Genomic DNA, 14,984 nt, shown 5'->3' with positions numbered 1-14,984 from the left:
AACCTTTATCGAGTAAACTACCTAAGGGCAAGGCCGTGAGGCATTAGTTGGAACAAGTTTTCAATTTCGAGACATCCCGAAAGCTTTCGGGACAGAAAATTAAACACTTTGGAGGTGCCAATAAAAAAACCCGTTAATTTAAAACTAACGGGTTTTTATTTATTCGCACTGAGCTTACAGGCCACTTATATAACTTCCGTAGAGGTCTTTAAAGCGTATTCCGTCAGTCATTCGGTATTTGCTCAATTTCTTGAATTCAACCAGTGCCCAAAGGATAAACTCTTTCATAAAATATTGATCAGATTTCGGTAAATCAGGTTGATGCGTATTGATCAAATTTTGCAACGGCGTTACCGAATCAAGCATTTTTTTATACTCTTCTTCATTTAAATCATCTAACAATTGAAAGTCGCTTTGGTCAAAAAACCAAGTGACCACCTCATCATACGGACTTTTTTCATTCTGTTTTTCCAGCTTTTTGATTTCGGGGAAATAGGTAATAAACAAGGTCTGTATCGCATCCCCTATTAGGGTGTGTGCCACGGTGGCAGCTCCCTCCTGCTCTCCTTCATAAACCAATTCGACTTTACCGGTAATCGCCGGGATCATCCCCATAAAATCTCCAAGACGTACAGTGGTTTTTTCGTCACCCGCCATTAGCGCACGACGTTCTGATGTACTTAGTAAATTTTCAAAAGCTGTAATACTCATACGAGCACTCACACCACTTTTTACATCAATGTATTCACTCTCGCGAGCTTCAAAACTTATTTGTTCTAAAAGATCTTTTGCTAAAGAAGGCACATACACCTGTTCTTCATTACGCTCGTCTCGCTTTGCTTCTTGTTCAGTAATGGTTCTCGCGATCTGAATATTTTCAGGATAATGCGTTAAAATCTGAGAACCGATACGGTCCTTTAACGGGGTAACTATGCTTCCGCGATTGGTATAATCCTCAGGGTTTGCCGTAAATACAAATTGAAGATCTAGCGGCAATCTCAATTTAAATCCGCGGATTTGTATATCTCCCTCTTGTAGGATATTGAATAGGGCCACCTGAATACGCGCTTGTAAATCAGGCAATTCATTAATTACAAAAATGCAACGATTTGCCCGCGGAATCATCCCAAAATGAATGACGCGATCATCTGCATAGCTCAGTTTTAAATTCGCAGCTTTTATAGGATCTACATCACCAATAAGATCAGCAACAGTTACATCAGGCGTCGCCAGTTTTTCTGCGAAACGCTCCTCGCGATGCATCCAGCCTATGGGGGTTTCATCACCTTTCTCTGCGATCAATTGCTGCGCATATCTTGATAATGGTTTTAGGGGATCATCGTTAAGTTCTGAACCCTCAACCACCGGAATCCATTCATCTAATAATTGCACCATCAAGCGCGCCAAGCGTGTTTTTGCCTGGCCTCGCAATCCTAAAAGATTGATGTTGTGTTTAGAGAGTATTGCGCGCTCTAGCTCAGGAATAACGGTGTATTCATAACCGTGGATTCCTTTAAAAGAGTTTTTTCCTGCTTTAATATTTTTAACCAGATTGCTGCGAAGTTCCTCTTTTATGCTTCGGCTTTTATAATCTGTTTTTTTTAGTTCACCTAGGGTTTTTATTGCTGGTTTACTCATAGTTTACTGTAAGTTTTATTCTTTCTCTAGCGTATTCTTTTTTTTCTATTGGTCTCGTAATCCTCAAAGATCATTTCGCCAAGACCTTGAAGCCCTGTGTAAAATGCCTTCCCTTGATTGGCTTGCGTAAATTGACGCACAAACTTCATCAAATAAGGGTCTTGAGCGATCATAAACGTAGTAATTGGTATTTTAACTTTGCGTGCCTGACTCGCCATACTGTAACATTTATTTACGATGTAGTCGTCTAGCCCAACGCTATTTTTATAGTAAAATCCGTCTGGTTCACGCACGCAACTTGGTTTCCCATCTGTGATCATAAAGATCTGTTTATTGGTATTGCGTTTGCGGCGTAAGATATCCATTGCAAGTTGTAAACCCGCCACTGTATTCGTGTGGTACGGTCCTACTTGCAAATACGGCAAGTCTTTAATAGCAATCGGCCAACTATCATTACCAAAAACGATAATATCAAGTGTGTCCTTTGGATAGCGTGTGGTGATCAGTTCGGCGAGAGCCATCGCTACCTTTTTAGCTGGTGTGATGCGATCTTCACCATACAAGATCATACTGTGACTGATATCGATCATCAAAACCGTGCTCATTTGTGCTTTGAACTGAGTTTCTTCAACCACTAAGTCTTTTTCCGTTAGGTCAAAATTGCCAATACCGTTGTTGATCTGTGCATTTTTTAAACTTTCGGTCATAGAAACACGCTCTAGCGCATCACCAAAACGATATTCTCTGTACTCGCCGGTATGCTCGTCACCCCGACCTATGCGATTGGTTTTATGATTTCCGGCGCCACCGCGCTTTAATTTTCCGAAGATCTGGTCAAGAGCGCGTTGCCTGATCGCACGTTCTGTTTTTGCTGTAATAGCCATACCGCCATTACCGTCAGGTTCAATCTCTTCTCTGATATAACCTTTATCTTTTAATTCTTGTACAAAATCATCAAGCGTGTAATCCTCGGTAGTCAAGTTGTACTCTTTATCAAGTTCCTTGAGCCAATCCATCGCCTCATCAAAATCACCTGAGGTATGCGTGATCAGTTCTTTAAAGATCTCAAAGAGTCGGTCAAATAAGGATTGTTGTGGTGCTTCATAGCTTTTGAACACAAATCCTTTTCGTAGTGTTTCCTTTTTCATAGTGTATTAAAATTACAGCATTTTAAAGTCCTAACCTTAGGAAGTATCTTAAAAGTTTTAGGGCTGAACGCCTACTATAACTAAGAAGTTTAGAATTGCGCTAAGCGCGATTCAGAGAAATCAGCGTATAAAAAAACCCTTCATCACTGAAGGGTTTTGATCTATAATCATTTACGTCATTATGATTTAGGCATCACAACTGCATCAATTGGGTGAATCACACCATTTGATGCTTCGACGTCTGTCATAACTACTGTAGATTCATTTCCGGCAGCATCGGTCAAGACTACGTTTTCACCATCTAACATGGCAATTAAACTTTCACCTTCTACAGTTACTACGGTAAAACTACCGTTGTTGTCTTTAATCGCTTTTACAATATCAGCCGCTTTATACTCACCTTCTAATACGTGATAGGTCAATATTCCCGCTAATTTTTCTTTGTTTGCTGGCTCAACTAAGCTTTCTACAGTACCTTCAGGCAATTTGTCAAAAGCCGCGTTGGTAGGTGCAAATACGGTGTAAGGCCCCTCACTGTTTAGTGTTTCCGCAAGGCCGGCAGCTTTTACTGCAGTTACTAACGTACTAAAATCTTCATTTGCCATTGCGATTTCTGCAATAGTTTGTTCTTCTGGCATTGTAGCTTCCGCAGAAGTTTCTGTGGTTTCCATTGCCATTTCTTCTTGAGCCATCGGCTCTTCAGATTCGCTCTTCTCACTGTCTTTACAAGATGTAAATGCTATTGAAGCAAGAACAGCCATACTTAAAACTAACTTTTTCATAATTAAATTTTTTGGTTTTTCTTTTGTTCAAAGATATCAGCAGAACCCTAAACAAATTAAAAAGCTTCGGTAAGCTTTTGTTAATTGTATTTTAATTATGTTAATCTGTTGAATCAATGCTGATAGTCAAGCATACGTTTTAGTTTTTCTTAACTTTAGAAAAACTTTAATCCTTTTTAATGAAAAACATTCTACTTCTCTGTTTGTTGAGCATTAGCCTTATTGGCAATGCCCAGCAACTCAATCTTGACTTAGTAAAAGACATGAAACCGCGTAATGTAGGCCCCGCAGGAATGAGCGGCCGTATTACTGCTATAGATGCGGTGACTGACAATCCTGACATTATTTACGCAGGTTCTGCTTCGGGCGGACTATGGAAATCTACTTCTGGCGGTGTTACTTGGAAGCCTGTTTTTGAAGACGAAGCTACTTCTTCAATTGGTGCTGTTGCGATTCAGCAGTCTAATCCTTCTGTTGTTTGGGTGGGTACCGGCGAAGGAAATCCACGAAATAGTCTTAATGGCGGATTTGGCATCTACAAATCTTTAGATGGCGGAAAAACCTGGAAGTGTATGGGGCTAGAAAATACCCGTCACATTTATCGGGTACGTATCAACCCTTCAAATCCAGACATTGTGTACGCAGCTGCTATAGGTTCGCCTTGGGGTGAATATGAAGATCGCGGTGTGTACCGAACCAAAAATGGCGGAAAGACTTGGGAAAAAATTCTTTACGTTAATGAAAAAACAGGTCCTGCAGAACTGGTGATGGATCCTACAAATCCTAATAAACTTATTGTGGCTATGTGGGAACACAAACGCGATCCTTGGTTTTTTACCAGTGGTGGCAAAGGTTCTGGAATGTATATCACCTATGATGGTGGTGATTCTTGGAAAGAGATCACTTCAGAAAACGGATTGCCTAAAGGTGATCTTGGGCGTATGGGGCTTGCTATCGCTCCCAGCAAACCCAACATCGTTTATGCCTATGTAGAAGCGAATAAGAACGGCCTCTATCGTTCTGAAGATGGCGGAGAAAATTGGAAATTGGTAAATGATGATATGAATGAAATAGGCAATCGCCCATTTTATTATGCCGAAATCTATGTTGCTCCTGATAATGAAAACCGTGTTTACAGCGTCTTCACTTATGTAAACGTGTCTGAAGATGGTGGTAAAAGTTTTGAAGAGTTGATGCCTGCCTACGGTGCAGATAATGGCGTTCACCCTGATCATCACGCGATGTATATACACCCGAAGAATCCTGACTTTATGATCGATGGAAATGATGGTGGTTTATACCTTTCTCGAGATGGCGGCGATACATGGCGTTTTGCTGAGAATATTCCGGTAGGTCAGTTTTATCATATCGCTATTGATAATGAATTTCCGTACAATGTGTATGGAGGAATGCAAGACAACGGAAGCTGGCGCGGTCCCGCGTATGTTTGGAAAGCTCAGGGGATACGCAACTCATACTGGCAAGAGATTTCTTTTGGCGATGGTTTTGATGTGGTTCCAGATCGTGACGATTCACAATACGGTTGGACGATGAGTCAGCAAGGTTATGTTAGCCGTTATGACTGGGTAACCGGTGCAAATTACCTCGTACGTCCTACGCATCCAGACCCTGAGGTAGATTTGCGCTTCAACTGGAATTCTGCGATCAACATTGATCCTTTTGATAACAGTACGATTTATTTTGGAAGTCAATATGTGCACAAGTCAACTGATAAAGGACTGACTTGGGAGGTGATTTCGCCTGATCTTACTACTAACAATCCTGAGAAACAAAAGCAAAGTGAAAGCGGTGGTTTAACCATGGATGCTACCGGAGCAGAAAATCATACCACGATTCTAGTTATTGAACCCAGCCCGGCTCAAAAAAATATGATCTGGACAGGCTCTGACGACGGAAAAGTATTTTATACCAGAAATGGCGGAGAAGATTGGACCGATGTTTCTAAAAACATCAAAGGTCTACCAGAAGGCAGCTGGATTGCCCAAATTAAAGCTTCTGCTACTAATCAAGGAGAAGCGCTGCTTGTAGCCAATAATTACAGACGCTTTGACTTTAAACCGTATGTATATCGTACAACAGATTACGGAAAAACCTGGAAAAGCATCGTAGATAGCGAAGATGTTGGCAGCTATGCTTTAGCAATTTTAGAAGATAAAGAAGAACCTAATTTGATGTTTTTGGGTACTGATGATGGCCTTTACGTGTCTATAGATGCAGGAACAAATTGGCAAAAATGGACCAACGGATTCCCAACAGTTCCTGTTAAAGATTTAATCATTCACCCAAGAGAGGATGATTTAGCTATTGCAACATTTGGACGCTCCATTTGGGTATTAGATGACATCAAGCCGTTGCGCGCCTTAGCTGCAAATGCAGATCTGGGTATCAATTTAAGTATGAAAAAAGGAACGGTCTTAGAAGTGATTCCGCCGGTGGTGGCGTATCAGAATGCTTCTCAACAGCCTACTGGAGGTCGTTTTGGCGCAGATGCTACTTACGGCGGAGCTAATAGAGATCGCGGTGCTTTTATCAAGTATATGCTTAATCCGAAGCAAGCTGAAAAGCAAACTGAAGATGAAACAAATGAAACCGATACCGAAGTCGATGAAAATGCTCCTAAGTGGGACAGTATAGCTTTGACCATTTATGATGGCGACCGCTTGATCAGAACCTTAAAAACCAAAGCTCCGGATTCTGCCGGGATGTATCATTTTAGATGGTTTCTGGACGAAAAAGGTGTAGACAGACCTTCTCGCAGAGTACGAGATCGCAATTATGAACCCGGAGGTGCAACCGTAAAACCTGGTACATATAAAGTAGTATTAAACTACGGAACTCTGGAGGATACTGAAACGATAACGGTTAAAAGTGATCCACGATTGGATATTTCTACAGCTGCGACTAACGCAATTTATGAAGCCGAAAAAGAAATTGAGCGTATGACTCAAGTTGCTGCAGATGCCGTTAAACAATTGGTTGAGAGTAAAACCATCGCCGAAGATTTTCTAGCAGATTTTAAAAAGAAAGATAAAGATGCGTATCAAGTTCAGATAGATAGCTCTAAAGCCATTGTGAAGAAACTAGATGCACATATCGCAACCTTTTTAGGAAGAGAAGATGATCGTCAAGGTATTACGCGTAACGCTGAAGTAACCGTGCTGAACAGAATTTATTTGGCTAGTAGTTATGTAAGCAGCAGACCTAATGGTTTGACTGCGACAGAAAACCAACTTCTAGCACACGCTGAAGAGGAACTTAAAACCGCTTTAGAAAATGTAAACACCTTTTTTACCGAAGATTGGGCTGCTTACGAAGCACAAATGAAGCAAGTAGAATTATCTCCATTTAAAGAGATTAAAAGTTTTCAGCTAGAATAAACTGTAACTGTAAAACTGTTTTTTAAAATTCCCGAGAAGTTATTTTCGGGAATTTTTTTATGCTGAAATGTCAAATACTTTGACACTAAATTAGCGGGTTATTCAAGTCGAAAACCTAGCGGTTTTGCTCTGAGATAAATTACTCTGCTTTTATGATTCCGTGTTCTTTGGAGTGTTTAATAGCTTCGCTACTCTTTTTAAAATAACAGGTTGCTACGCCCATTTCTTCAATATTCTCTAAAACCTTGCTGATTTTTTTATGCTGATGCTTTTGAGTCTGTCTTAAATAAACCGCAGAAATATTAACCGGAAACATTTTACAAATTCGCTCATAAATAAAAGCATCCTGCTGGGAGTCGTCGCCCAGCAAAACATAATGCTGCTGCGGATAAAAGGCAATGATATCTTTGATCTTGATGAATTTATGATCGTGATTTCCACCACCGGTTCTTAAGAAATCTGAAATACCTGTTTTTATACTTTTAAGTTTTAGTACTGCTTTGGGCAATTCTTGAAGCTTTGTGAATTGTACGATGAAGTCATAAAGATTCCATTCACTGCTAGACACGTAAAAGAATGAGTTGCGTTTGCCTTCTTCGTCGTGACCGCTCGTACTGAGAGACTGATAATGCCTCACAACATCTTCAAAGGTCTTTCTATGATTTACGTTTCGGGCGAGCATCACATAGAGTTTTTTAAAAATGTTTCCGCTATGCGAGATCAAAAACGTGTCATCAATATCTGAGATAATACTCAGTTTGCTTTCAAATGGTTTAAGAAATTCGGCTTTTTCAATGATCCCATAATCAACCTCTTTGGGTTTGCACGTGATCTCATACGTATGCCAACCACTTTCCAGGTTGTTTTCATACGGTACATTAAACCTAAAGAATCCGTCATCCATTGTACGCGTGGTCACGTCAATATCTTTAAAACGCAAACGCACTTCAACATTTTTTAGTGGCGAGATCCTAAACATATGCAATACAGAAAATGCATGTTTAAAACCTTTACGGTCGGTTTGAAATTTATCAGGCGCCCAGGATTTGAACAAATGTCCAAAAACTACAAGTTCTTCATCATTAGCGTACCCGCGGTAGAGTTGTAAATCTAACTTCACTATTGGTATTTTATTAACTATAACAGGTTTTGAAATTACCTAATTTTAGCTCGAAAGAGCCTTAATGAAAACACAAAACACCATTTTACTGGTCATAAACCCCATTGCAGGCGGCACAGATAAGCAGCCAATTATAAATGCTTTTGAAAAACATGTCTCGATAGATGGCAACCAGAGTTTTATTTATGAGACTACCGGAGACCGCGACAAAGAAGCCATTCAAAAGCTTATTAAAGAGCAAAATCCCGATCGCATTGTGGTGAGCGGCGGAGATGGTACTATACGCGAAGTTGCTGATGCCATAAAAGGAGAATCTATTAAAGTTGGCTTACTACCCTCAGGTTCGGCAAATGGTCTTGCTGCTAATTTTGACATTCCTGACAATTTAGAAGAGCAACTTGATATCGCTTTAGGAGATCACTTCATCGCAATGGATTTGATCGAAATAAACGGCTACACGTGCTTGCATATCGCTGACCTTGGCATTAATGCTCAGCTGATCAAAAACTATGAAAAGTCAGAGATCAGAGGGAAATTAGGCTATTTAATACAATCTTTTCCTACGCTGCTTAGTAACGATTTTCCGTTTGAAGTAGAGATTCAATGTGATGATCAAACTATTTCTGAAGAAGGCATTCTGGTTGCAATCGCTAACGCAAATAAGTTTGGTACCGGAGCTCAAATCAACCCTACCGGAATAATGGACGATGGTATTTTTGAAGTTTTAGTGTTTAAAAATTTTAGCATTAAAGGCATATTAGAAACCTTTTATGACGATGCCGAATTAGATCCTGACTTTGTAAAAGTCATTCCGTGTAAAGATGTTAACATTGTATCTAAAAAACCTATTGCCTTTCAAATCGATGGTGAATTTATAGGAGATGAGCAGCGTGTTGAGGCAAAAATGACACCCCATAAATTGAACTTGGCGATCCCAAAAAGCTTTAGAGGCTAGTTAACACTAATGTTAAGCTTATCTTTAATCCTTTGGCTACGGCCAAGCAAAACCTTAATTTAGACCACGAATTAACTAATCACACATTTATGAAAAATTACGCACTGCTTTTTTCTCTTGCCCTTACACTAGGATTTACCTCTTGTAAAAATGAGAACAAAGACAAAGAAACGGACGAAACAATGACTACCGATGCTACTGAAGTTCAAGAAGAAGCACCTGTATCAAAAAAGTTAACTATTAGTTTAGATTCAAAAAGCGGAAGCACAGCAACCGGTAATGTAGTATTTACTGAAGAAGACGGTGAAGTTAGTATGACTGCTGTTTTTGAAGGATTAGAACCGGGAATGCACGCCATTCATATTCACGAGAATGCAGACTGTTCTGCAGACGACGGAACCTCAGCAGGAGGACACTGGAATCCAACTAAAGAACAACACGGAAAATGGGGAGATGCAGAAGGTTATCACAAAGGTGACATTGGTAACTTTGAAGCAGATGACAACGGTAACGGAACAATCACCATGGCCACTGATGAATGGTGTATAGATTGTGAAGATGCTACTAAAAATATTGTAGGCAAAGGCGTTATTGTACACCAAGGTGCTGATGACTTTACAAGTCAGCCTAGTGGTGCTGCCGGAGCACGTGTAAGCTGCGGTGGAATTATTCAATAAGATCACTTAGCTACAGCATTAAATAAAAGCAGCCTTATGGCTGCTTTTTCTTTTATATTTAATACATTTAGAATCTACTAAAAGCCCATTATGCAGCCCGATGATTTAATTTTAAGATTACAGCAGAAAGACGAAAAAGCTTTTGAGCAACTGTACAGCATGTATTCTGAAAGTATTTTTGGTGTGATCAACAGCGTTCTTCACAATACCGAAGCATCTGAAGAAGTATTACAAGATGTTTTTATTAAAGTTTGGGATAATTGCGCATCCTACTCTTCTAATAAAGGAAGATTCTTTACTTGGCTTCTCAATATCGCAAGAAATGCTGCTATTGACAAAACACGGTCGAAATCGTTTAAGAATCAAAAGAAAAACCTTACTCAAGAATATTTCGTAGATATTCTTGAAAACAAAACAAGTTTTTCGAGTAAAGTCGATGCGATTGGTATCAAGAAGTACATTAAAAAATTGGGCGAAGATTGTAAAAATGTGATCCACCTTTTATTTTTCAAAGGGTACACACAAAAAGAGGCTTCAGAAGAATTAGATATTCCGCTTGGTACTATTAAAACCCGTAACAGACTTTGCATAAATAAACTTAGAGCTATATTGGTAAAATAAATGGACATTCAAGAATACATAGAATCAGGAATTCTAGAGCTATATGTTTATGGCGCCTTGACCCCACAGGAAAGTGAAGAGGTTTCAAAAGTGCTTAAACAATATCCTGAAATACAACAGGAAGTAGAACAAATAGAAGCTGCCTTACAACAGCTGGCAACAGCAGCCGCACCATACAATCCAGAAGAAATGCTTGCCGCGATTAAGGCAAAACTTCTAAACTCAAAAGGTGTGGTTCAATTACAGCCGGCAGCAGCAAACAAACGTACCCGCTTACTCTCTTTTATAAGTGTGGCTGCTTCAGTTATATTCCTAATCGGGATTTTTATCTTACTCAATCGAACAAACAATTTGCGTGATGAACTGAAAGTTGTTCAGATCGAAAATACCAAGTTAGAAAGCAAGCTTCAATATTCTGAAGAAGCATTGACAGAATCTAAAGAGATCCTTGCGGTAATTCGCGATCCGCAGGTTACTAAGGTTCCGCTTGCAGGACAGCAGGTTGCACCCGATGCTTATGTTACCGTGTTTTGGAACAAAGAAAACAACAAAGCCTACATAGATGCTTTAGGCTTACCGGAACCTCCAGAAGGTATGGTATACCAAGTATGGTCATTAACCCTTGACCCGCTTACGCCAACAAGTATGGGACTTTTAGATAATTTTAGCGAAGATGAGAACAAGATATTTACGCTAGAAAATCCTAATGAATCTCAAGCCTTCGGAATTACCTTAGAACCGGCAGGTGGTAGTGCAACGCCTACAATGGAGCAATTGTATACATTAGGTGTAATTGAAAATAATGCATAATAACATGTTGTAAGTCTTGCAGTATTTTATTGTGAGCAATGAAAATTAAAGAAACTGCGTATTAAAATTGAAAAGCCTCTCGATCTAGAGGCTTTCTTTTTGTATAAAATTCGCTCAACCTATATAGGGATAAGTTTAGCGATTAAGAATATCTTGAAATAAGGGCATAAAAAAAGAATCACCTGCCTTCTCCAAAACAAGGTGATTCTTCAACTAACAAAAAATCCAAAAAAACTAATCAACTAACCAATTGATAATCTTCCTTTCCATAATTCTCCAAAGTAAATGAGATTTGGATTCTTTGGAATTTAAAATAGTTAAATGCCCAACTTAACTTATTTACTACATTTACGAAGTATTTAAGGGGACGGTTTTTAGCAACGTGATTTTTTTTTAAATTTTTGAAATTAAATTCACTTAACGCTTTGACTATCTGACAAATACAATATGAATTTTTAAGGCATTTTTTTATGAATCCTTCTTCTACCGGGTGGATTGCAAAGCATCAGCCGGTTGTAAAACAGCTTATTACACAACAGCATTTGCAACCGCAAGAGCTGTACGACCGCATACTTAAAACCGGATTTTTCTACGGCGTTTCGGTTACTACAATGAGTTACGGCGCTAAGGAACCGCTTCGCTGGACAGAAATTGAGCGTACCAAACTCAACTTTTTTGACTGTCTGTATTTCGTTTATTACCAGCAACATCAATCCGATACCGGTTTTTTTGATAAAATCACTGCTTTCTACAGCGAACTCAACCCAAGAGCGCATCGCTACTTTTCAGGATTTTCTAAACCAAAACCTACTGCGGCTTCCTTAGAAAAAATCATTCAAGAACGCATTCAGACTAATGAAGCAACGCATCAGAAAAATTTCAGCAATCTCATTACAAACGCGCTGTTATTTTTAGATGTGCTATGCTTTGAGCATTTTCTTAAAGATCCGGAAGATCTCAATGCTTATGCCATACAGCTAGAGGCTACGTTGATGAATGTGATCTGGATGGCGCTTTTGCAAAAAGAAGAAAAAGAGCATTATGATAAACTGTTGCTTAAACTTTTTGAGAAATCACTGCGTTACAATCGCAATTTGAAACAAGAGGCACAGACCTTGCAAGAGCTGCCTCTTGAGCATTTTAATACGCTATTTGCCAAGCGATACGCGCTAGATCTCGCGGCCCTGGCGATCTGGGATGATGCCAAACTGGATAAAACCGAATTCCTTTTTCTGAATTCCTTTGGTACCATTTTAGAACTCCCCAAACCCGTTATCGATCAATCGACCAATTACGTGCACGACTTTATTCAAGACAACAGGCATCGAATTTCGTACCTCAACTACAGCAATCCGGTAAAGCATTTTTATAACCAAACCAGCCAAACCGTAAAAGTCTTGATCCTCCGAAATAAAAAGCGGCTTCTACAAGAACTTGCTGAGAGTAAAGATTTAGTAGTATTGCTTGGGCAATCAACCGTGCGTGACCTGAGTAAAGCCGAAAAAAAACGGGTAAAAACACAGCTTTTAGATATTTGTAAAAGCGTGCCTTCTCTGGCCATTTTTATGCTTCCGGGCGGTGGTGTTCTTTTACCGCTTCTCATTAAATTCATTCCGGAATTACTCCCTAGCGCCTTTAATGATAACCGTATAGATCTCACTGCTGATAAAGATCGCGATACGCCCTAACTGTTAACAGTTTATCAAATAGCGAAGGCTTTCTAAAGTTATTTAGGAAATTCGCTTATGCTTAAACTTATAACCAAATTCAAACTCTTTATTGCCAACCTTACCGGCAAAATAGGCTTCTACCCTTCACTCTTTGCTTTTGGCGGTTTACTTTTTGGCTTCGCTATGCTTTATGCCGAAGATAAAGGCGTTAGTTCGTTTTTGATTGAAAACGCGCCACAGCTTGTGATCAACGATGCAGATACTGCGCGAACACTTCTAAGCACCTTTATTGGCGGCATTATTTCGCTTATGGTTTTTAGCTTTTCGATGGTGATGATTTTGCTCAATCAAGCCTCTAATAACTATTCGCCTCGTATTCTTCCCGGACTGATTTCCAATAAAAAACATCAGAATGTTTTAGGCTTTTACATCGCCACGCTTATTTATTGCATTCTTATTCTGTTGAGTATTAAACCAACGGATAACAAATATCAGTTACCGGGATTTGCTGTGCTTGTTGGTATTGTTTTAAGTATGCTGGTTTTGGCACTGTTTATCTATTTTATTCATTCCATTTCTGAAGCCATACAGATCAATAAGATCATTGAATCTATTTATCAAAAGGCGAAAACCTGGCTTGAGCAACTCATCAAACAAACCGATGAGGATTCGATGCAAAGTAATTTTCCAGATACCGAAAATTGGCATGCAGTTGAGGTGAATCGCACGGGATATTTTCAAACCATCGCCGTAGATGCACTCTTAGAGCTTTGCGAGAATTTAGATTGTAAGATAGAAATTAGCGTTCCTAAGGGTACGTTTATCCTAAAGGGAATTCCCATTGCTAAATGCAGTAAAGAGCTCGATGAAGAGCATCAAGAACAGTTACTGACGTGTTTCGGTTTTTCGCGAAGTGAAATCGTCACCCACAATTATATTCTAGGATTTAAGCAGCTTACTGAAATCGCTGTCAAAGCTATGAGTCCGGGGATCAATGACCCCGGAACCGCAATTACCTGCATTGATTATCTATCAGAATTGTTCGCCCTGCGCCTTAAAAAGAAAGATTTCAGTTTTATAGCAAATCAAGACAACGAAGCGGTAATAAAACTACGCACCATAGACTTCAAGGAACTTATTTACTTTGTTTTTGCTCCTTTAAGAGCGTATTGCAAACACGATGTGGTTATGCTTCACAAGATGCTTACCGCACTTTACTTTTTGCTACAGAGCGATAGCGTGCTTGATGATGCTGAAACTATACTTATCAACGAAGCCAATCTCATTCTTGAAGATGCCAAAACTGCGATTGAAAACAAAGATGATTTAAAAGGAATCTTTAGTATTCGTTCTAAAATGCAGGCGATAAATGGCACTCAAAACGCTTTAGTAGAGTTAGCCGATTAAGAAAGCCAGAGTTTAAAATCCTTAACACGCTCTCTGCTTACAATAATCTCCTGATCTTCCGCTGCTTTTAATTTGAGTTGAAGTCTCGAGTTGGTATAGCTTATAATATCCTGAATGGCGTTGACATTGACGTAGTATTTTCGGCTTACTCTAAAGAATACATCAGGAGCTAATTCTTCTTCGAGTGTTTCTAAGGTGGTGTCTAATAAATAATCGCGTTTATCTAACGTACGCGCATAGGTACCTTTATTTTCGCTATAGATGCAACAAACATCTTCGATATTGATCATTTTAATATGCTGCCCAATTTTAACTGTAAAGCGTTTTTTGTATTCCCGTTCTACAGGATTAACCCCGAGTAACTGCCGGATATCATCAAAATTGAGTTTGACATCTTGTTTTTGAGGTTGTTGCTTTTTAAACTTTTTCACAGCAGCTTCCAATTCCTCATCATCAATGGGTTTCAGGAGATAATCAATACTATTTAGTTTAAATGCCTGAAGTGCATACTCATCGTAAGCAGTGGTAAAAATGATTGCGCTTGTCACCTCTACGGCATCAAAAATCTCAAAAGACAAGCCATCGCTCAGCTGAATGTCTAAAAATATCAGATCAGGATGCTCATTTTTTTGAAACCATTCTACTGCCTCCTCAACCGAATTGAGTTGAGCCAAAACATTTAATTCTAAAGCTTCAAGCATTCTTGATAAGCGGCGTGCTGCCGGTTTTTCATCTTCAATGACCAGTACATTCATTTC

At 39.3% G+C, this 14,984-nt stretch carries 12 protein-coding genes; 7 read left to right on the top strand and 5 right to left on the bottom strand.

What is annotated here, in order from left to right; genetic code table 11:
- Nucleotides 1-174: 174 nt before the first annotated feature.
- The 3 genes from HCN54_RS05150 to HCN54_RS05140 all read right to left on the bottom strand — a co-directional run bounded on the left by HCN54_RS05150 (nucleotide 175) and on the right by HCN54_RS05140 (nucleotide 3,568).
- Nucleotides 175-1,638 carry a magnesium chelatase gene (locus tag HCN54_RS05150; protein WP_167596822.1) on the bottom strand — a complete coding sequence of 488 codons (1,464 nt, stop codon included), beginning with the start codon at nucleotides 1,636-1,638 and terminating at the stop codon, nucleotides 175-177.
- Nucleotides 1,639-1,664: 26 nt separating this feature from the next.
- Nucleotides 1,665-2,786, bottom strand: a complete 1,122-nt coding sequence (locus HCN54_RS05145) for a vWA domain-containing protein (RefSeq protein ID WP_072982508.1) — start codon at nucleotides 2,784-2,786, stop codon at nucleotides 1,665-1,667.
- 179 nt (nucleotides 2,787-2,965) lie between these two features.
- Nucleotides 2,966-3,568 (bottom strand): fasciclin domain-containing protein, encoded by a 603-nt coding sequence (locus tag HCN54_RS05140; RefSeq protein ID WP_167596821.1) that lies wholly within the window; start codon nucleotides 3,566-3,568, stop codon nucleotides 2,966-2,968.
- Between the two features lie 179 nt (nucleotides 3,569-3,747).
- Here HCN54_RS05140 and HCN54_RS05135 point away from each other — a divergent pair, with 179 nt between their 5' ends.
- Complete coding sequence (locus HCN54_RS05135; RefSeq protein WP_167596820.1) at nucleotides 3,748-6,966, top strand: WD40/YVTN/BNR-like repeat-containing protein; 3,219 nt, start codon at nucleotides 3,748-3,750, stop codon at nucleotides 6,964-6,966.
- 139 nt (nucleotides 6,967-7,105) lie between these two features.
- On the opposite strand, the gene HCN54_RS05130 is transcribed toward HCN54_RS05135, so the two are convergent.
- Complete coding sequence (locus tag HCN54_RS05130) at nucleotides 7,106-8,086, bottom strand: App1 family protein (protein ID WP_167596819.1); 981 nt, start codon at nucleotides 8,084-8,086, stop codon at nucleotides 7,106-7,108.
- Between the two features lie 64 nt (nucleotides 8,087-8,150).
- Between HCN54_RS05130 and HCN54_RS05125 the strand changes: the two genes are divergently transcribed.
- The 6 genes from HCN54_RS05125 to HCN54_RS05100 all read left to right on the top strand — a co-directional run bounded on the left by HCN54_RS05125 (nucleotide 8,151) and on the right by HCN54_RS05100 (nucleotide 14,226).
- Complete coding sequence (locus tag HCN54_RS05125) at nucleotides 8,151-9,041, top strand: diacylglycerol/lipid kinase family protein (RefSeq protein ID WP_167596818.1); 891 nt, start codon at nucleotides 8,151-8,153, stop codon at nucleotides 9,039-9,041.
- Nucleotides 9,042-9,130: 89 nt separating this feature from the next.
- Nucleotides 9,131-9,718 carry a superoxide dismutase family protein gene (locus HCN54_RS05120; protein ID WP_072982874.1) on the top strand — a complete coding sequence of 196 codons (588 nt, stop codon included), beginning with the start codon at nucleotides 9,131-9,133 and terminating at the stop codon, nucleotides 9,716-9,718.
- A gap of 90 nt (nucleotides 9,719-9,808) precedes the next feature.
- A complete protein-coding gene (locus tag HCN54_RS05115) occupies nucleotides 9,809-10,339 on the top strand; it encodes an RNA polymerase sigma factor (protein ID WP_167596817.1) in 531 nt (176 codons plus the stop codon).
- Complete coding sequence (locus HCN54_RS05110; RefSeq protein WP_167596816.1) at nucleotides 10,340-11,149, top strand: anti-sigma factor domain-containing protein; 810 nt, start codon at nucleotides 10,340-10,342, stop codon at nucleotides 11,147-11,149.
- Nucleotides 11,150-11,619: 470 nt separating this feature from the next.
- Complete coding sequence (locus HCN54_RS05105) at nucleotides 11,620-12,837, top strand: LETM1-related biofilm-associated protein (RefSeq protein WP_167596815.1); 1,218 nt, start codon at nucleotides 11,620-11,622, stop codon at nucleotides 12,835-12,837.
- 57 nt (nucleotides 12,838-12,894) lie between these two features.
- Nucleotides 12,895-14,226 carry a DUF2254 domain-containing protein gene (locus HCN54_RS05100; protein WP_167596814.1) on the top strand — a complete coding sequence of 444 codons (1,332 nt, stop codon included), beginning with the start codon at nucleotides 12,895-12,897 and terminating at the stop codon, nucleotides 14,224-14,226.
- On the opposite strand, the gene HCN54_RS05095 is transcribed toward HCN54_RS05100, so the two are convergent.
- Entirely contained in the window at nucleotides 14,223-14,981 is a 759-nt protein-coding gene (locus HCN54_RS05095; protein WP_167596813.1) for a LytR/AlgR family response regulator transcription factor, read from the bottom strand. The two genes, HCN54_RS05100 and HCN54_RS05095, sit on opposite strands and share 4 nt — an antisense overlap.
- Nucleotides 14,982-14,984: the final 3 nt, after the last annotated feature.

The organism is Leeuwenhoekiella sp. ZYFB001 (assembly GCF_011784865.1).
Classification (GTDB): domain Bacteria; phylum Bacteroidota; class Bacteroidia; order Flavobacteriales; family Flavobacteriaceae; genus Leeuwenhoekiella; species Leeuwenhoekiella palythoae.
Note: the sequence above shows the minus strand (reverse complement) of the source record. Positions and strands in the feature narration are given on the sequence as shown.

What these genes read in the sequence shown, in the direction of transcription:
- HCN54_RS05120 (WP_072982874.1), top strand. Translation starts at nt 9,131, where the DNA reads ATGAAAAATTACGCACTGCTTTTTTCTCTTGCCCTTACACTAGGATTT.
- HCN54_RS05115 (WP_167596817.1), top strand. Translation starts at nt 9,809, where the DNA reads ATGCAGCCCGATGATTTAATTTTAAGATTACAGCAGAAAGACGAAAAA.
- HCN54_RS05105 (WP_167596815.1), top strand. Translation starts at nt 11,620, where the DNA reads ATGAATCCTTCTTCTACCGGGTGGATTGCAAAGCATCAGCCGGTTGTA.
- HCN54_RS05135 (WP_167596820.1), top strand. Translation starts at nt 3,748, where the DNA reads ATGAAAAACATTCTACTTCTCTGTTTGTTGAGCATTAGCCTTATTGGC.
- HCN54_RS05150 (WP_167596822.1), bottom strand. Translation starts at nt 1,638, where the DNA reads ATGAGTAAACCAGCAATAAAAACCCTAGGTGAACTAAAAAAAACAGAT.
- HCN54_RS05100 (WP_167596814.1), top strand. Translation starts at nt 12,895, where the DNA reads ATGCTTAAACTTATAACCAAATTCAAACTCTTTATTGCCAACCTTACC.
- HCN54_RS05125 (WP_167596818.1), top strand. Translation starts at nt 8,151, where the DNA reads ATGAAAACACAAAACACCATTTTACTGGTCATAAACCCCATTGCAGGC.
- HCN54_RS05110 (WP_167596816.1), top strand. Translation starts at nt 10,340, where the DNA reads ATGGACATTCAAGAATACATAGAATCAGGAATTCTAGAGCTATATGTT.
- HCN54_RS05095 (WP_167596813.1), bottom strand. Translation starts at nt 14,981, where the DNA reads ATGAATGTACTGGTCATTGAAGATGAAAAACCGGCAGCACGCCGCTTA.
- HCN54_RS05140 (WP_167596821.1), bottom strand. Translation starts at nt 3,568, where the DNA reads ATGAAAAAGTTAGTTTTAAGTATGGCTGTTCTTGCTTCAATAGCATTT.
- HCN54_RS05145 (WP_072982508.1), bottom strand. Translation starts at nt 2,786, where the DNA reads ATGAAAAAGGAAACACTACGAAAAGGATTTGTGTTCAAAAGCTATGAA.